This is a genomic window from Salinisphaera sp. (assembly GCF_035690525.1).
GTDB lineage: Bacteria > Pseudomonadota > Gammaproteobacteria > Nevskiales > Salinisphaeraceae > Salinisphaera.
In genome coordinates, this window is sequence record NZ_DASSKM010000111.1 from 1 (window position 1) to 17307 (window position 17307).

Genomic DNA, 17307 nt, shown 5'->3' on the forward strand with positions numbered 1-17307 from the left:
CGGCAACGGCACGATGCTGCGCGAATATACCGCCATGCTCGATCCGGCCGGCGTCGCCGCGCCCGCTTCGAGCGCGCCCGCGCCGATGAACGTCACGCGTTCGAGCGCGAGCACGCCGCGCGGCCAGAACGACGGCCAGAACGACGGCCAGAATGCGGGCCAGAATGCGGGCCAGAATGCGGGCCAGAACACCGGCCAGAACACCGGCCAGAACACGTCCACCCATGCTGTACAGCCGGGCGATACGTTGTGGTCGATCGCCGCCAAGCGCGCGCCTGCCAGCGCTACCGTGGCGCAGACCATGCTGGCGATCTACCGCGCCAATCCGTCGGCCTTCGCCGGCAGCATGAGCGCACTGTCGCAGAATACGCGCCTGATCATACCCCCGGCCGCGCGCATTCGGGCCGTGAGCGCCGGCGCCGCCGAGGCCCGCCTGCGGCACGCCAAGGCCGGCGAATCGGTACCGGCCGATAGCGGCGAAAAACTGGCCGCCAGCGGCGAGGCGCCGCCGGCCCGCCTTCGCGAGAACGATACGTCAGCGGACGCACCGGTCGACGTGCCGCCGAGTGCCGACACTGTGGCGGCCAGCGTGGATACGCCGGAAACAGCGGCCGCTTCGGGCCCGTTCGGCCAGCTGAGCCTGCCATCCGGCGCCCCGTGGCCCGCGCCCCGGGCCGCTGACGCGCACGATGAGAATACGACGGTGGCCGGCCCTGGGCGCGAGACAGCCGGCGGCCAGGCGGCGGCCGGCACGGCGCCGACGCGGGACTCGAACTCGCCGGGCGCCGGCGCGGATGCCCCGGCCAGCACGCCGTCGAGCAGCACGCCGACCGGCGCTCAGCCGGCGGCATCGACGCCGCCGGCGAAAGCGCCGCTTACCAACGATGTATCCCAGGTCGACGAGGGCACTTGGCTGTCGCCGCGCAATCTTTTGCTGCTGGTTGTTCTACTGGCGCTGATCGGCCTCGTGCTGCGCCGCCTGCGCGAGCGCGGCTACAAACCGGTGGCGCTCGATCGTGAAGAGGCCACGGATACCCAAGGCACGCCCGAGCGCGAAACCGAGGCGCCGCCGCCGAGGGCCGAGCGCTCCGATAATACGGACGACGACACCCGCGTGATGCCGCCCGCGCGCGAAACCGAGCCTGAGCCGGCGCCGAGTGCGCAGGCAATCGAGCCGCGCGCGAATATCGTCGTTTCCCATCCGCAGTCCGCCGCCCCGCGTCCCCATGACGAAACCGCCGGCATCGGACCGTCGGTTTTGGCCGCGCCGGGGGGCAATATGCCGGCCGAGGCCCCTAAACCGGGCCCGCTGCATGAAATGGCGGCCACATCACGCGAGGAAAACGAAATCGCGGCGCCGTCAACAACGCCTGAGACGGTCGCGGCCCCCTCGGCCGATGCGCCGATGAAATTCGAGCTTCCGGCGGCGGCTCAGCCCGGCGAAGATCCGTCCGCGCATCATCGGCCGGCCACCAACGAAGAGATCGAGACGCTGGCCTTCGAGACCCAGTCGCTTCCCGAAACCGGCGAGCGACAACATGATCACGGCGCCGCGGACGAACCGGGTTTGGATTTCGACTCCGTCGGCGAAGCCGATCAGCCAGGCGAAACCGAGCCCGCAGAGCGGCGCCCCGATCCCCAGGGGCTCGAAATGATCGATCCCGGCGAGTTCGATCTGTACGATCCGTCTTCCGAAACCGCGGGCCCGGCCGACGACGACCCGAGCCATAGCGTGGAGATGCGGCTCGATCTTGCCCGTATGTATATTGACATGGACGACGCCAAGGCGGCGCGTGAGCTGTTGACCGATGTGCGCCAACGTGGCGATGAAACGCAGCGCCACACGGCCGAACAACTGCTCGAACGGCTCTAAAGCTATGACAAAGGCAAAATAGTCCGCAAATGAACGCCAAAAAACGCGAATTATTAATTTAAAAAAGAAATATCAGTCCGCGAATGAACGCAAAATAAACGCAAATAAAAAGTGAAAGTGTCTTATTTGCGTTCATTAGCGTTTATTCGCGGATTAATGTCTTCTTATATATGCTTCGGCGTTTCTGATGGGTTAAAATAATTGGCGAATTTACGTTTATTTGCGGACTCGTTTTTCGCCTTACGCATGAACGGCCGATCGATAGAAAAACCGATCTGATGCGCTGGGCCGCCTGCATCGAGTACGACGGCACCGCCTACAGCGGCTGGCAGAGCCAACCGCACGCGCCGAGCGTTCAGGACGCTCTGGAAGCAGCGCTGTCGCGGGTGGCCGACGAGCCCATCCGTACGGTCTGCAGCGGGCGCACCGACAGCGGCGTGCACGCGCAGGGCCAGATCGTGCATTTCGATACCCGCGCCGAGCGCCGCGAGCGCAGTTGGCTGCTCGGCACCAACCGCTGGCTGGCCGACGATATCGCGCCGCAATGGTTCGTGCGCGTGCCGGAGACCTTTCATGCGCGTTTCAACGCGATCGCGCGCGATTATCGCTACTGGATACTCGATCGCGATGCGCCGTCCGCGCTCTGGCGCAGCCGGATATGGCATGTCCACAAGCAGCTCGACCACGAGGCTATGCAAACGGCTGCCGGGGCGCTTGTCGGCCGGCACGATTTCAGCGCCTTTCGGGCCGCCGGCTGCCAAGCCAAAAGCCCGGTCCGTGATGTGCACCATCTGACGGTGACGCGCCTGGGCGACTGGGTGCGCATCGACGTGCGGGCCAACGCGTTTCTGCATCACATGGTGCGCAATATCGCCGGTACGCTGGCGGTTGTCGGGCGTGGCGAGGCCGATCCGGCCTGGGTGGCCGAATTGCTCGCGCACGGCGACCGGCGCGAGGCTGGCATGACCGCGCCGGCGGGCGGGTTGTCGCTGCGCCGCGTGCATTATCCCGACGATATTCAATTGCCTTTACCGCCCCTGGACGACGCGGGCTGGTAAAGTAGCCGGCCTATGATTCGAGCCGACTTGCCAAGCCAGTTACCGGGCCAGCACCCCGTCAGTCGCGTGCGCACCAAGATCTGCGGCGTGACCTCGGTTGCGGACGCCCGCGCGGCCGCCGCGGCCGGTGCGGACGCGATCGGGCTGGTATTCGCCGCGAACAGCAAGCGGCGCGTCACACCGGCCCGGGCCGCCGAGATCGCCGCGGCGGTGCCGCCGTTCATCTCGTGCGTGGCGCTGTTCATGGACAACGGCGCCGACGAGATCGCGCAAGTTCTGGCCACGGTCCCGATCGATCTGATCCAGTTCCACGGCGCGGAACCGGCCGCGTTTTGCGATGGCTTCGACCGCCCATATATCAAGGTCGTGCCGATGGGCGAGCCGCAAACCCGGCTGGCCGACTGGGCCGAACGCTATCCGCGGGCCGCGGCTTTTCTGCTCGATGCCAATCGCATCGGCGAGGCGGGCGGCCAGGGCAGGGTATTCGATTGGCAGGTTGCGATCGAGGCGGTTGAGACGATCGGGCGGCCGATCGTGATCGCCGGTGGGTTGGAGCCGGACAATGTGGGCGAGGCTATCGCACGGTTTGCGCCGTATGCGGTGGATGTGAGCAGCGGGGTCGAACGCGAACCCGGCGTGAAATGCAGCGAGCGTATGCGGGCGTTCGTCAATGCGGTAACCGAAATGGGCAAGGCATGAGTACGACGACGACTTCGAAGGATCCGGCGGTTTCCGTGGCGCATGGCCCGCACGCGTGGCGCGACATGCCCGACGCCCGCGGCCATTTTGGACCCTACGGCGGCAAGTTCGTGGCCGAGACGCTGATGGCCCCGCTCGACGAGTTGACCGAGGCCTATGCCTCGGCGCGCCGGGACCCCGCGTTCATGGCGGCGCTGAATTCCGATCTGGCCGACTATGTCGGTCGGCCGACGCCGATTTATCACGCCGAGCGGCTGTCGAAAAAAGCCGGCGGCGCGCGCATTTGGTTCAAACGCGAGGATCTGAATCACACCGGCGCGCACAAGGTGAACAACACCATCGGCCAGGGGCTGTTGGCCGCGCGCATGGGCAAGACCCGCATCATCGCCGAGACCGGCGCCGGCCAGCACGGCGTGGCCACGGCCACGGTCGCGGCACGGCTGGGCCTGTCGTGCGTGGTCTACATGGGCAGCGAAGACATGCGCCGGCAGGCCACCAACGTCTATCGCATGCGGCTGCTCGGCGCCGAGGTCAGAGCCGTCGAATCCGGCTCGAAGACGCTCAAGGACGCGATGAACGAAGCGCTTCGCGACTGGGTCGCCCATGTGGACGATACGTTCTACATCATCGGCACGGTTGCCGGGCCGGCGCCGTATCCCGCCATGGTGCGCGACTTCCAGGCGGTGATCGGCCGCGAGGCCAGGGGCCAGATGCTCGAACGCAACGGCCGCTTGCCGGACGCGCTGGTTGCCTGCGTCGGCGGCGGTTCGAACGCGATCGGTCTGTTCTATCCGTTTCTGGACGATGAGGACGTCGCCATCTACGGCGTCGAGGCCGGCGGCGACGGTATCGCCAGCGGACGGCACGCCGCGCCGCTGGCGGCCGGGCGCTCGGGCGTGCTGCACGGTAACCGCACGTATCTGATGCAGGACGACAACGGTCAGATTCAGGGCACGCATTCCATCTCGGCCGGGCTGGATTATCCGGGCGTCGGGCCCGAGCATGCCTGGCTCAAGGACATCGGCCGGGCGCGCTATGTGGATGTCACCGATGCCGACGCGCTGGCCGCGTTCCACGAATGCACCCGTACCGAGGGCATTATGCCGGCGCTCGAATCGTCGCACGCGGTGGCCTATGCGATGAAGCTGGCCGCCGGGATGAACCCGGAGCAGGATATTCTGGTCAACCTGTCCGGCCGCGGCGACAAGGACATGGCCAGCGTGGCCGAAGCCGCGGGAGAAACGCTTTGAGCCGGCTTGCCGATCGATTCGCCGAACTGAAAAGCGCGCGGCGTACGGCGCTGATCCCGTACCTGACCGCCGGCGACCCGGCGCCCGACGCCACCGCGGATTTCATGCACGCGCTGGTCGAAGCCGGCGCCGACGTGATCGAACTCGGTGTGCCGTTCACCGATCCCATGGCCGACGGGCCGGTGATCCAGGCCGCCTGCGAGCGAGCCCTGGCGCATAACACGAGCCTGCGGGACGTGTTGGACATGGTCGAACGATTCCGCGAGCGCGATACCGATACGCCGGTCGTGCTGATGGGTTATTTCAACCCGATCGATTCCATGGGCCTCGAGATATTCGGCAAGCGCGCCCGCGCGGCCGGCGTCGATGGCGCGCTGATCGTCGACATGACCGCCGAGGAGGCGCCGGACATCGCGCCGGCGCTCGCCGAGGCCGGGATCGACCCGGTATGCCTGATCGCGCCGACCACCGGCGAGGCGCGGATTGCGCGGATCTGCGAAAACGCCGCCGGGTTCATTTACTATGTTTCGTTCAAGGGCGTGACCGGGGCGTCGAGCCTGGATACCGGCGGCCTGGCGGCGCAGATCGCGCCGATCCGGCGCGCGACCCGCCTCCCGGTCGGCGTCGGCTTCGGCGTGCGCACGCCGGAGAACGCGGCCGCCGTGGCCGCGGTCGCCGACGCGGTGGTCGTGGGCAGCGCGCTGGTGCGCCAGATCGCCGAGCACGGCGCGGACCGGTCGGCCGCCGCGCGCAAGTTGAGCGAAACATTGGCCGCGATGCGCGCGGCGATCGATCGATACGATGAAAGCAAGCGCGACCCGAACGAACAGGAGGGCGAAAGCGCATGAGCTGGCTCGAAAAACTGATGCCGTCACAGATGCGCAATGACGCATCGCGGCGCAAGAACAGCGTCCCGGAAGGGTTGTGGACCAAGTGCGGCAATTGCGGCGCGGTGCTGTACACGGCCGAGATGGAGCGCACGCTCTATGTCTGCCCGAAATGCAATGCGCATCAACGGCTGCGCGCACGCCAGCGCCTGGCGCTGTTTCTCGACGCCGAGCACCGCCAGGACATCGCGACCGGTCTCGAGCCGCGCGATCCGCTCAAGTTCCGAGATTCGAAGAAGTATCGCGACCGTCTGTCCGCGGCCCAGAAGAGTTCGGGCGAACGCGAGGCGGTGTTGATGATGAGCGGTAGCCTCAAATCGATGCCGATCGTGGCCGGCGCCATGGACTTCAAGTTCATGGGCGGCTCGATGGGCAGCGTGGTCGGCGAGACTTTCGTGCGCGGCGTCCATGCCGCGATCGACGCCGGCTCACCGTTCGTGTTTTTCTCGGCCTCCGGCGGCGCGCGCATGCAGGAGGGCCTGTTTTCGCTGCTGCAGATGGGCAAGACCAGCGCAGCGCTGACCCGGCTCGCCGATCGCGGCCTGCCGTTCGTTTCCGTATTGACCCATCCCACCATGGGCGGCGTGGCGGCCAGCTACGCCATGCTGGGCGACATCAACGTGGCCGAGCCGGAAGCGCTGGTGGGTTTTGCCGGCCCGCGCGTGATCGAGCAGACCGTGAAACAGACGTTGCCGGAAGGCTTCCAGCGCAGCGAGTTCCTGCTCGAGCACGGGGCCATCGACATGATCGTCGAGCGCAGTGATCTGCGCGACCGCGTCTATCGCGTCGTGTCCACGCTCATGCATCGCCCGCCGGTGGCCGACGAGGTCGATGAGAGCGATGAAGCCGAAACGCCCGAGGCGCCCGAGGTGTCGCCCGAATAGTGGCCGGAACCGAGGCGCGGCGGCCGGCGGCCGCCCAATCGACCCTGGCGCAGTGGCTGGATTATCAACTGGCGGTTCATCCGAGCGAGATCGAGCTCGGCCTCGATCGGGTCCGCCGCGTCGCCGGGCGGCTCGATCTGCTGGCGCCGCGCCACCGTACGATCACCGTGGCCGGAACCAACGGCAAGGGCAGCACGGTGGCGCTGGTCTGCGCGCTGATCGGCCCGCGCGCCCGCGTGGGCTGTTATACCTCGCCGCATCTATGGCGCTACAACGAGCGCGTGGCGATTGACGGTGAACCGGTCGCCGACGATGCGCTGGTCGCCGCGTTCGAGGCGATCGACGATGCGCGCGGCGATATCTCGCTGACCTTCTTCGAGTTTGGCACGCTGGCCGCGCTCTGGCTGTTTGCACGTGCCGCGGTCGATATCGCCGTTCTGGAGGTCGGTCTGGGCGGGCGGCTGGACGCCGTTAACATCATCGACGCCGACGTGGCCTTGATCACCCAGATCGGGCTCGATCATACCGACTGGCTGGGCGGTACGCGCGCGGCCATCGGGCGTGAGAAGGCCGGCATCATGCGCCCCGGGCGCCCCGTGTTGTGCGGCGATCGTCATCCGCCGGACAGCATCGCCGAGACGGCGGCCGATTGCGGCGCGCGTCTGGCCTGTCTCGGTCGTGCGTTCGATCTGACGGTCGAGAACCGGCGCTGGCACTGGTCGGACGGCCATACCATGTTCGATATCGCGCCGCACCCCGGCGTGCACCCCGACAATCTGGCGCTGGCGATCGCCGGCGTGGCCACGGCCGGGGTCGATATCGCCGACGCCGATATCGAACGCGCCTGTGCCCGACAAGCGATGTTGCCTGGCCGGCGTGAAGTTATCGACGCTCCGATACCGATCATCTACGATGTGGGCCACAACGATGATGCGGTGGCCCTGCTGGTGGAATCCCTGCGGCGGCGGCCCGTGGTGGGGCGGACTCATGTGGTGCTGGGTATGTTGGCGGATAAACCGGTGGAAGCGGTCGGCGGGCGGCTGATGCCGATTGCCGACGTGCTGTATCCGGCCGCCCTCGACGGCGTCAGCCCGCGCGGCCTGAGCGGCGGGGCGCTGGCCGCGCGTTTGGGCCACACCGGCCCGGTGCATGCGGGCCCGGCTGAAGCGCTGGCCGCGGCGCGGGATGCCGCCGGGCCCGGCGACCGCATCGTCGTATGTGGTTCCTTTTTCACCGTGGCGCAGGCGCGGAGTCCTGATCATGAATGACGTGATGAAAAAACGCCTGATCGGCGTGGCCGTTCTGGTAATTATCGGTGTATTGGCGCCGTTGCTGCTCTCGCGCTGCATGCATGGGGGTAACGAAAACGACGGCCGGGGCTCGATGCGCGTCTATAACGTGCAGCCGAACGGCGAGACTGCGCCCGTGGACGGCAGCAATAACGATCGGTCCGGCGCTCGCAACAATCAGAGCGCATCGTCGGGTGGCGACGCTGCCGCGAGTGGCATAGGCCAGGATCGGAACCGGGCGCCGAAGCCCGACGCCGTCTCGCCGCAGAGCGAGTCGGACTTTTCGACCCCGCCGATTCACGGCAATTCCGCACCGGCCGGCTCGTCCGGGGCCGCCAGCGCGCCCGCGGCGAACTCGAACCCGCCGGGCGACAGCGCTTCGTCCTCGGATTCGTCCGCGCCGGCCAACGAGGCGAACGAGAGCGGATCGAGCAGCGCTGCGCAGGATCATGGCGCGGCCTCGTCGGGCTCGGGCGCGTCCAACAGCGCCTCGGCCGGTTCGTCGTCGGCCGGCGCCGAGAAAACCGGCATCGAGGGCTGGGTGGTTCAGGTCGCGAGCTTCAGCAAGCGCGATAATGCCAAGGACATGACCGACCAGCTCGAGAGCCGGTTCCCGGTTTCGTACGCGCCCGGCCAGGTCAACGGCAAAACCTATTATCGCGTGTATGTGGGGCCTTTCGACAGCGAGCAGGCGGCGCAGTCGGCCGCCGACCGGCTGAGCGAGGCCGGGCACAAGGGGCTGGTGCGTCATCTGCCCTGAAGCTGCTCTAAATCTGTTCTGGCCTTGTTTTTGGCTCGATTACATGGCTCCGAGGCCGAGGCGCGGCGAATTTGCTATGATTGATCTGTTTCGCCCTGGCGGCTCGTTGTCATGATCTGGATCGATGTCGCTATCGTGGTGGTGGTCGCGTTATCGGCGGTCATCGGTTTCTTCCGCGGTTTTCTGCGCGAAGCGCTCGGCCTGGCGACATGGATATTGGCCTTTTATCTCGCCTTCAACTTCGCCGCTTCGGTGTCCGTTTATCTGCGGCGCTGGATCGATGTGGATTCCGCGCGCCTCGCGGTGGCCTTCGCCATCGTCTTCCTCGGCGTGCTCATCGTGGGCGCGATCGCGAATTACCTGCTCGGGCGGCTTGTCAGCCAGACCGGCCTGGCCGGCACCGATCGCGTGCTGGGCATCGTGTTCGGGGTTGTGCGCGGCGTGGCCGTCCTCATTGTTCTGGTTCTGTTGGCGGGCGTGACGCCGGTACCACGCAACAGTTGGTGGCAGAGCTCGATCTTCATCGGGCAGCTCGAGGCCGGCGCCCTCTGGGTTCGCGGCTATCTGCCGCCCGACATCGCGAACGCGATCACTTATCCCGACGCGCCGTCGACGCTGCCCGGAAGCGCCGCGACGACGACCTCGGCTTGACGACGATATTCTTTCCTACCCAAACCGAGTGACTGGCTTATGTGCGGCATTGTTGGGATGGTCTCGACCTCCCCGGTTAATCAGGATATCTACGACGCGCTGACGGTGCTCCAGCATCGCGGTCAGGATGCAGCCGGGATCGTAACCACGGACGGCAGGCGTCTCTATCTTCGCAAGGACAACGGCCTGGTGCGGGACGTGTTCCGGACCGACCACATGATGCGGCTGGTCGGCAACGCCGGGGTGGGTCATGTGCGCTATCCGACCGCCGGCCTCGACTCGTCGGCCGAGGCGCAGCCGTTCTATGTCAATACGCCGTACGGCATTTGTCTTTCGCACAACGGCAATCTCACCAACGCCGATCAACTCAAGGACGAGTTGTTCCGGTCCGACCGGCGCCATCTGAACACCGATTCGGATACCGAGATCCTGCTCAATGTGTTCGCCCACGAGCTGATGCAGAGCAAGTGCCTGCAGTTGGCGCCCGAGGATATCTTCGGGGCGGTCGGCGCGGTGCATCGGCGTTGCCGCGGCGGTTATGCCGCCACCGCGTTGATCACCGGTTACGGCCTGGTGGGTTTTCGCGACCCCAACGGTATCCGCCCGGTGGTCTACGGCCGGCGCGAGACCGCCGACGGCACCGATTACATGATCGCCTCCGAGTCGGTTGCGCTGGATGCCCTCGGTTTCGAACGCATCGGCGACATCGGCCCGGGCGAGGCTGTGGTGATTACGCTCGACGGCGAGATTCACGTCAAACAGTGCGCCGAAAATCCGTATCATTCGCCGTGCATCTTCGAATACGTCTATCTGGCTCGCCCGGACTCGGTGATCGACGACGTCTACGTCTACAAGGCGCGTCTGCGCATGGGGACGTATCTGGCCGAAAAGATCGAGCGGGAATGGCCGGATCACGACATCGACGTGGTCATCCCGATTCCCTCGACCAGCCGGACCGCGGCGGTGGAACTGGCCAGTCAGCTCGATCTGAAATACCGCGAGGGTTTCATCAAGAACCGCTATATCGGCCGCACTTTCATCATGCCGGGCCAGCAGCAGCGGGTGAAATCGGTGCGTAAGAAGCTCAACCCGATCGACCTGGAATTCGCCGGCAAGAACGTGCTGCTGGTCGACGACTCCATCGTACGCGGCACCACCTCGCGCCAGATCATCGAGATGGCGCGCGAGGCCGGTGCGAACCGGGTGTATTTCGCCTCGGCCGCGCCGCCGGTACGCTATCCCAACGTCTACGGTATCGACATGCCGAGCGCGGCCGAACTGGTCGCCCACGGTCATTCCGACCACGAGATCGCCGAAATCATCGGCGCCGACAAGCTGATCTATCAGGATATGGACGATCTCAAGCGCGCCGTGTCGGTCGGCAACGATGCGCTGCAGGCCTACGAGGACTCGGTATTCACCGGCGACTACATCACCGCCGATGTCTCGCCCGAGTATCTGGAGCAGCTCGAACTGTTCCGCGCCGATGCCACTCGCGAAGCGCGCCGCAAGAAGGACAACGCGGTGCTGGAAATCCACAACGACGCATAAGATGCTGTAGATGCCGTTCGGCGGCCGGTCGTCGCGCCTTGCCTTGATGCGGGCCCGGCCGCCCGGCATACTCCTCATACGCGCCGATTTGTAACAGCTTGCGGGCGCGGATCGTGTTTTTCGCGATCAAAATGCCGCTAAACGGGTCGTCGAATTTTATCCCGCCCGCGGCGCATCAAGCCCGCGGGCGTTTTGGTTTTCGGCGTAGCCCGATATTTGGAGAGGCCCATGACCATCGATTCCGACCCCGCGTGGGGCACCGCCACCCGCGGCGTGCGTGCCGGCACCCACCGTAGCCCCGAAGGCGAGCACAGCAGCGCCATCTACATGACGTCGAGCTTCGTGTTCGACTCGGCCGAAGCCTGTGCCGCGCGTTTCGCCGGCGAGGAAGCCGGCAACATCTATTCGCGTTTTACCAACCCGACCGTGGATGCGTTCTGCGACCGGCTGGCGGCAATGGAAGGCGGCGACGCCTGTGTGGCGACCGGTTCGGGTATGGCCGCGATTCTCGCGACGTGCCTGGCCACGCTCGAGGCGGGCGATCATATCGTCGCCGCGCATACGCTGTTCGGCTCGACCATCGGCCTGTTCAACAACTACTTCGGCAAGCTCGGCATTCGGACCACCTATGTAGCGCCCGAGAATGTCGAGGCCTGGAAGGCGGCGGTCGAGCCGAGCACGAAGATGCTGTTCGTCGAAACGCCGTCCAATCCGCTGACCGAAATCGTCGACCTGGCCGCGCTCGGCGCGTTGGCCGAGGAAAACGGCGCGAAGCTCGTGGTCGATAACTGTTTCTGTACGCCGGCGCTGCAGCGTCCGCTGGAACTCGGCGCGCATATCGTCACCCATTCCGCCACCAAGTATCTCGACGGCCAGGGCCGCGCGCTCGGCGGCGCGGTGGTCGGCGACGCCGAGACCGTCGGCAATCAGGTGTTTCGTTTTTTGCGCACCGGCGGGCCGAGCATGAGCCCGTTCAATGCCTGGGTATTTTATAAGGCGCTGGAGACGCTGGAAGTGCGCATGCGTGCGCACTGCGAGAGCGCGGCGCGTCTGGCCCAGTGGTTGGAGACCCAGCCGGGCGTGGCGCATGTCTATTATCCGGGCCTGAAATCCCATCCGCAGCACGAGTTGGCCGCGCGGCAGCAGCCGGGCGGCTTCGGCGGCATTGTCTCGTTCGATGTCCACGGCGGACGCGACGCCGCGTTCAATCTGATCAACGGCACGAAGATGCTGTCCATCACCGCCAATCTCGGCGACACGCGGAGCACGATCGTGCATCCGGCGAGCACCACCCATGCCCGGATCTCGGCCGAGGACCGCGCCCGCGCGGGCATCGGCGAGGGTCTGGTGCGGATCTCGGTCGGCCTGGAAAGCGCGGACGACATCATCGCCGATATTCGGCGCGGCCTTGGCGGTCACCAGGACGGTTGATGACGCCCGACGATATCCACGCCGCGCTCATGACGCGCGACCCTAGGGCGAAGTGTCTGGCTACGCGGGCGCTGTATGCTGCCGATCCCGGCGCGTTGGCGGCTTCGTCCGGTGTGGCCGAGGACATACCGGTGCCCGGGCGCCCCGAGCGTCCAACACTGGTACATCCGTCGAAGCTGGCGCGCCGCGGTCTGGGCACGGATTACGGCCGGGCCGCGCTGATCCACGCGATCGCGCATATCGAGTTCAACGCCATCAACCTCGGCCTGGATGCGGCCTATCGCTATCGCGGCATGCCGGCAACCTACTACGCCGACTGGCTGTCGATGGCGGCCGACGAATCGCGTCATTTCGAGATGCTGAATGCGCGGTTGGCCGATTTCGGCTACGCCTACGGCGATTTCGACGCCCACAACGGTCTTTGGGAAATGGCGGCCAAGACCGCGCATGACCCGATGGTTCGTATGGCGCTGGTGCCGCGGGTGCTCGAAGCCCGTGGGCTCGATGTCACGCCGGCGATGATCGACAAGCTCAAGTCCGTGGGCGACGACAAGACGGTCGCCATATTCGAACAGATTCTGAAAGAGGAAGTGCCGCACGTCGAAATCGGCACGCGCTGGTTCCGCTACTTCGCCGAGCCGCGCGGGCTGGACCCGGACAAAACCTTCTTCAAACTGCTCGACGAATACATGAACGGCGGCCCACCCGGGCCGTACAACATGGACGCGCGTCGCCAAGCGAGGTTTTCCGAACCGGAGTTGCAGGAACTCGGCGCTCGGGACAAACGCCGTACCTAAGCCGCCCTCGTCGGTGGAGTCTGTGGGCGGTACGTTCGCCTGCAACGGCAATAGGCCTCAAGCCTCAAACCTCAAGATTACCTCGGCTTTCGATTTCGGCCAGAAAGCGTTCGAGTACCCGATGGGGCAGGCGGCCGCGTCGCGTCACCGTGGCGTATTCGATCCGGTAGTTGTGATCCTCGGGCCGGATCGCCCGAAGTTGCGTCTCCCGCGTCCACCGCTTGGCGAAATGCTCGGGCAAATAGCCGATATAGCTTCCGGTGAGGATCAGAAACGCGATGCCTTCCCGGTCGGTCGCGGTCGCCGTCTCGTTAAGAGCCCGGTGTCGCCGCCGGCCGGCCGGCGAGAGGGCGAACACCGGCCGTACCGCGTCGCAGGCCGCCAGTTCGTCGTCCGTGATCGTGTCGTCGGAGCGCGGGAACAGCGGATGGTTCGCGGCGCAGTAGAGATAGGCGGCTTCGTCGTACAGCGGTGTGTATTCGAGCGCGCCCATATTGTTCACCGCCGGAACGACGCCGACCTGAAGCCGCCCGTCGATGATCCCGCGTTCTATTTCGCTGGGCGGCATCATATGGATATTGATGCGGATTCCGGGCCCGTGATTCTTGAGAGCGGCGAGCGCCTGGGTAATGCGCATATGCGGAAGGCTGACCAGATTATCGGTAATGCCGATGTTGAGATCGCCGTGGAGTTCGCGGTGGAAGCCGTTGACCTCGGTTCTGAATGTTTCGATCGAGGACAGTAGGCGCAAACTCGCGTCGTAGACCTCCCGGCCTTCTTCGGTCAGCGCGAATCCGGATCGCCCGCGTTGGCAGAGTTTCAGGTCGAAGCGCGCTTCAAGATTCGCCATGTGAATGCTGATCGCCGAGCGGCTGACACCCAACGCCGGCACGGCGGCCGTGAAGCCGCCGCTTTCCACGACCGTCTTGAATACCTGTATCAGCCGCAAGTCGAAATCACTGATCTGACTCAAGCGGTCGGCTTGTTTATGAACCAAGTCAATACCCATGATGTACTGCTTGAAACGTTAAGCGCTACTAACGTAAGGGTCAACAGAAAAGTATTTAACTACATATGGGGCCGGCCTATGGTCCTATAAGCGGTTGCAAACCCGGCCGGATGACCGTCTGCCGAAGATTTGAAGGGAGTTTCGCTATGTCAGGAGTTCGATCAATCGACACGCCGTCGGTCGACAGTGAGGTCGGTGAGGAGGTGCGGCGAAAAGACCGCGCGCATGTGTTTCACTCGTGGTCGGCGCAAGCCGAGATCGACCCGATGCCGGTGGCCGGCGGAAAGGGCTCGTATTTCTGGGACTATAACGGCAAGCGATACCTCGATTTCGCGTCGCAGTTGGTCAACGTCAATATCGGTCATCAGCATCCGAAGCTGGTTGCCGCGATTCAAAAGCAGGCGGAAACGCTGAACACGATCGCGCCGCCGTTCGCCAACGCCGCGCGCTCCGAAGCCGCGCAAATGATCGCCGAGGTTGCGCCCGGCGATTTGAACAAGGTGTTTTTCACCAACGGCGGCGCGGATGCCAACGAACATGCGATCCGAATGGCGCGGTCGCATACCGGACGCAGCAAGGTTCTTGCCGCCTATCGCAGTTATCACGGGGGTTCCGCCGGTGCGATCGCGCTTACCGGCGATCCGCGTCGCTGGGAATCCGAGCCGGCAATACCGAATGTGGTCCACTACTGGGGGCCTTATACGTATCGATCGGAGTTCTACTCGCAGAACGAGGCCGAAGAATGCCAGCGCGCGCTGACGCATCTCCGAGATGTCATCGCCGTCGAGGGCGCGCATACGATCGGCGCGATCATCATGGAAACCGTGGTCGGCACCAACGGCATCCTGGTGCCGCCCGACGGCTATCTGGCCGGGGTCCGCAAAATCTGCGACGAGCATGGCATCGTGATGATCGCCGATGAAGTCATGGCCGGTTTCGGCCGCTGCGGGGAATGGTTCGCCATCGATCATTGGAATGTGGCGCCCGATCTCATTACGTTCGCGAAAGGCTCCAATTCGGGCTATATCCCGATCGGGGGCGTGATCATTTCCGAGACCATCGCCAAGACCTTCGATCACCGCCCCTATCCGGGTGGATTGACGTACTCCGGCCATGTGCTGGGCTGTGCCTCGATCGCGGCGTCGATGAAAATCTTTCGTGAAGAGAACATCATCGAAAACGCCCGCAAGCTGGGCGAGGATGTCATCGGTCCGGGGCTGCGCGCGCTTGCCGAGCGGCATCCGAGCGTGGGCGAGGTGCGCGGCCTGGGCGTGTTCTGGGCGGCGGAACTGGTGACCGACCGCAAGACACGGTCGCCGCTGGTGCCTTTCAACGCCAAGGGCGAGGATGCCGCGCCGATGCGCGAATTCGCCGATGCGTGCAAGCAGGATGGCCTGTGGCCGTTCACGCACTTCAATGGCACCCACGTAGTCCCGCCATGCACCACGACCGCCGACGAGGCGCGCGAAGGGCTGGACATTCTCGACCGCGCGCTCGACGTTGCGGACCGCTACTACACCGGCGACGACGTCTGAACCGTTGTCTGATGACAACTCTATCTGCAACATCCATCGAGGTTTGACCATGACGGCTATGGCAGCGCAAACAAACACTGTCACCCATTTCATCGGCGGCAAGAGCAAGCCCGCTTCCGGCGGACGGGAGCAGGACATTTATAACCCGGCGACCGGCCAGGTGATCGGTCAGCTGCAACTTGCAAGTGAAGACGACGTCAACGAGGTCGTCGCCGTGGCCAAGAAGGCCGCCAAATCTTGGTCTGAAGTGTCGCTGACCAAACGCACCAAGATTTTGTTCAGCATGCGCGAGAAGCTGGCCGCGCGCGGCGACGAGATCGCGGCCACCATCACGACCGAGCATGGCAAGGTGCTCGACGACGCGAAGGGCGAAATCGGCCGTGCGCTCGAAGCGGTCGAGTTCGCCTGTGGCATCGTGGAGCAGCTCAAGGGCGAGTATTCCAGCCAGATCGCCACCGGCGTCGATACCTTTTCGGTGCGCGAGCCATTGGGCGTAATCGCGGGTATTACGCCTTTCAATTTTCCGGCGATGGTGCCGATGTGGATGGCGCCGCTGGCGATCGCGACGGGCAACGCATTCATTCTCAAGCCGTCGGAGCGCGACCCATCGGCCTCATTGATGCTGGCCGAATTGTGGCAGGAGGCCGGGTTGCCCGACGGCGTCTTCAACGTGTTGCAGGGCGACAAGCTGGCCGTGGACGGGTTGTTGACGCACCCGGACGTGGATGGTGTGTCCTTCATTGGGTCCACGCCGATCGCCAAATATGTCCATGAAACGGCAACCGCCCACGGCAAACGCGTACAGGCACTTGGCGGCGCGAAGAATCACGCGGTGGTATTGCCCGATGCCGACATCGATATGGCGGCCGATCTTCTGAATACGGCGGCATTCGGCGCCGCCGGCGAGCGCTGCATGGCCATTTCGGTGGCGGTCGCGGTTGGTGAGGCAGCGGATGTGCTCGCCGACAAACTGCGCGAGCGGGCCAACAATGTGGTTGTCGCCGAAGGAACGAATGCCGATGCCGATATGGGCCCGCTGATCACGCCGCAGTCCAAGGATCGTGTGGAGCGCCTCATCGGTGAGGCCGAAGCCGATGGGGCGAGCCTGGTCACCGACGGGCGCAACCTTCTGGTCAAAGGCAACGAGGAAGGCTTTTTCGTCGGGCCGACGGTTATCGACCACGTCAAGACCGATATGAGCGCCTATAAGGAAGAGATTTTCGGGCCGGTGCTTGTCATTGTGCGCGTGGCCGATCTCGATGAAGCGATTCGGGTGATCAACGAAAATCCCTACGGCAATGGCACCAGTATCTTCACCAGCACCGGGGCGTTCGCCCGCAAGTTCCAGCGTGCCATCAAGGTCGGCATGGTCGGGGTCAACATCCCGATTCCCGTACCGGTGGCCTGGCACAGTTTCGGCGGCTGGAATGATTCGCTGTTCGGCGATCTGGATGTCAACGGTTCGGACGGCGTACGGTTTTCCACGCGCAAGAAGGTCGTCACCCAGCGCTGGCCGGAACCGGCGCACGGCTCGGATGCATCGTTTTCGTTCCCGACCCACGACTGAAGTCGGCGTACTTTTCGCCATAGAGTGCGATGATAACCATATCGGGAGCCTAAACGGCTCTGGCAT

General features: G+C 64.9%; 15 protein-coding genes. 14 read left to right on the forward strand and 1 reads right to left on the reverse strand.

The annotated features are described in order from the left end of the window. The 12 genes from VFJ08_RS08500 to VFJ08_RS08555 all read left to right on the forward strand — a co-directional run. The coding region (locus VFJ08_RS08500) for a FimV/HubP family polar landmark protein (RefSeq protein ID WP_324996765.1) at positions 1 to 1873 on the forward strand (1873 nt) is incomplete at its 5' end. A 278-nt stretch (positions 1874 to 2151) separates the two neighbouring features. Next, positions 2152 to 2931: a tRNA pseudouridine(38-40) synthase TruA gene (truA, locus tag VFJ08_RS08505; RefSeq protein ID WP_324996766.1), complete on the forward strand. Its 780-nt coding sequence runs from the start codon at positions 2152 to 2154 to the stop codon at positions 2929 to 2931. Positions 2932 to 2943: 12 nt separating this feature from the next. Continuing rightward, the gene (locus tag VFJ08_RS08510; protein ID WP_324996767.1) at positions 2944 to 3630 is read left to right on the forward strand and encodes a phosphoribosylanthranilate isomerase; all 687 of its coding nucleotides are present in this window, start codon (positions 2944 to 2946) and stop codon (positions 3628 to 3630) included. Then, positions 3627 to 4880 (forward strand): tryptophan synthase subunit beta, encoded by a 1254-nt coding sequence (gene trpB / locus VFJ08_RS08515; RefSeq protein WP_324996768.1) that lies wholly within the window; start codon positions 3627 to 3629, stop codon positions 4878 to 4880. Before VFJ08_RS08510 ends, trpB begins: the two co-directional genes overlap by 4 nt. Continuing rightward, positions 4877 to 5728: a tryptophan synthase subunit alpha gene (gene trpA / locus VFJ08_RS08520; RefSeq protein WP_324996769.1), complete on the forward strand. Its 852-nt coding sequence runs from the start codon at positions 4877 to 4879 to the stop codon at positions 5726 to 5728. Before trpB ends, trpA begins: the two co-directional genes overlap by 4 nt. Continuing rightward, the gene (accD, locus tag VFJ08_RS08525) at positions 5725 to 6651 is read left to right on the forward strand and encodes an acetyl-CoA carboxylase, carboxyltransferase subunit beta (protein WP_324996770.1); all 927 of its coding nucleotides are present in this window, start codon (positions 5725 to 5727) and stop codon (positions 6649 to 6651) included. Before trpA ends, accD begins: the two co-directional genes overlap by 4 nt. Beyond that, on the forward strand, positions 6651 to 7919 hold the full coding sequence (folC, locus tag VFJ08_RS08530; RefSeq protein ID WP_324996771.1) for a bifunctional tetrahydrofolate synthase/dihydrofolate synthase: 1269 nt from the start codon (positions 6651 to 6653) through the stop codon (positions 7917 to 7919). The genes accD and folC overlap by 1 nt, the downstream gene beginning before the upstream one ends. Continuing rightward, positions 7912 to 8700 (forward strand): SPOR domain-containing protein, encoded by a 789-nt coding sequence (locus VFJ08_RS08535; protein ID WP_324996772.1) that lies wholly within the window; start codon positions 7912 to 7914, stop codon positions 8698 to 8700. Before folC ends, VFJ08_RS08535 begins: the two co-directional genes overlap by 8 nt. Positions 8701 to 8811: 111 nt before the next feature. Further along, positions 8812 to 9351, forward strand: a complete 540-nt coding sequence (locus tag VFJ08_RS08540) for a CvpA family protein (RefSeq protein WP_324996773.1) — start codon at positions 8812 to 8814, stop codon at positions 9349 to 9351. A 39-nt stretch (positions 9352 to 9390) separates the two neighbouring features. Further along, positions 9391 to 10902 carry an amidophosphoribosyltransferase gene (gene purF, locus VFJ08_RS08545; protein WP_324996774.1) on the forward strand — a complete coding sequence of 504 codons (1512 nt, stop codon included), beginning with the start codon at positions 9391 to 9393 and terminating at the stop codon, positions 10900 to 10902. Between the two features lie 228 nt (positions 10903 to 11130). Beyond that, complete coding sequence (locus VFJ08_RS08550) at positions 11131 to 12333, forward strand: O-succinylhomoserine sulfhydrylase (protein WP_324996775.1); 1203 nt, start codon at positions 11131 to 11133, stop codon at positions 12331 to 12333. Continuing rightward, positions 12333 to 13130, forward strand: coding sequence for a ferritin-like domain-containing protein (locus tag VFJ08_RS08555; protein ID WP_324996776.1), 798 nt, complete (start codon positions 12333 to 12335; stop codon positions 13128 to 13130). Before VFJ08_RS08550 ends, VFJ08_RS08555 begins: the two co-directional genes overlap by 1 nt. A 64-nt stretch (positions 13131 to 13194) precedes the next feature. Here VFJ08_RS08555 and VFJ08_RS08560 read toward each other — a convergent pair whose 3' ends face one another. Then, complete coding sequence (locus VFJ08_RS08560) at positions 13195 to 14139, reverse strand: LysR family transcriptional regulator (protein WP_414707045.1); 945 nt, start codon at positions 14137 to 14139, stop codon at positions 13195 to 13197. 146 nt (positions 14140 to 14285) lie between these two features. Here VFJ08_RS08560 and VFJ08_RS08565 point away from each other — a divergent pair, with 146 nt between their 5' ends. Next, entirely contained in the window at positions 14286 to 15674 is a 1389-nt protein-coding gene (locus tag VFJ08_RS08565; RefSeq protein ID WP_324996778.1) for an aspartate aminotransferase family protein, read from the forward strand. A 49-nt stretch (positions 15675 to 15723) separates the two neighbouring features. Beyond that, positions 15724 to 17241, forward strand: a complete 1518-nt coding sequence (locus VFJ08_RS08570; protein WP_324996779.1) for a CoA-acylating methylmalonate-semialdehyde dehydrogenase — start codon at positions 15724 to 15726, stop codon at positions 17239 to 17241. Positions 17242 to 17307 lie beyond the last annotated feature (66 nt).

Bases quoted from the DNA above. Each gene is read 5' to 3' on its own strand.
- truA (WP_324996766.1), top strand. From the start codon at position 2,152: ATGCGCTGGGCCGCCTGCATCGAGTACGACGGCACCGCCTACAGCGGC.
- VFJ08_RS08510 (WP_324996767.1), top strand. From the start codon at position 2,944: ATGATTCGAGCCGACTTGCCAAGCCAGTTACCGGGCCAGCACCCCGTC.
- trpB (WP_324996768.1), top strand. From the start codon at position 3,627: ATGAGTACGACGACGACTTCGAAGGATCCGGCGGTTTCCGTGGCGCAT.
- accD (WP_324996770.1), top strand. From the start codon at position 5,725: ATGAGCTGGCTCGAAAAACTGATGCCGTCACAGATGCGCAATGACGCA.
- VFJ08_RS08535 (WP_324996772.1), top strand. From the start codon at position 7,912: ATGAATGACGTGATGAAAAAACGCCTGATCGGCGTGGCCGTTCTGGTA.
- VFJ08_RS08540 (WP_324996773.1), top strand. From the start codon at position 8,812: ATGATCTGGATCGATGTCGCTATCGTGGTGGTGGTCGCGTTATCGGCG.
- purF (WP_324996774.1), top strand. From the start codon at position 9,391: ATGTGCGGCATTGTTGGGATGGTCTCGACCTCCCCGGTTAATCAGGAT.
- VFJ08_RS08550 (WP_324996775.1), top strand. From the start codon at position 11,131: ATGACCATCGATTCCGACCCCGCGTGGGGCACCGCCACCCGCGGCGTG.
- VFJ08_RS08555 (WP_324996776.1), top strand. From the start codon at position 12,333: ATGACGCCCGACGATATCCACGCCGCGCTCATGACGCGCGACCCTAGG.
- VFJ08_RS08560 (WP_414707045.1), bottom strand. From the start codon at position 14,139: ATGGGTATTGACTTGGTTCATAAACAAGCCGACCGCTTGAGTCAGATC.
- VFJ08_RS08565 (WP_324996778.1), top strand. From the start codon at position 14,286: ATGTCAGGAGTTCGATCAATCGACACGCCGTCGGTCGACAGTGAGGTC.
- VFJ08_RS08570 (WP_324996779.1), top strand. From the start codon at position 15,724: ATGACGGCTATGGCAGCGCAAACAAACACTGTCACCCATTTCATCGGC.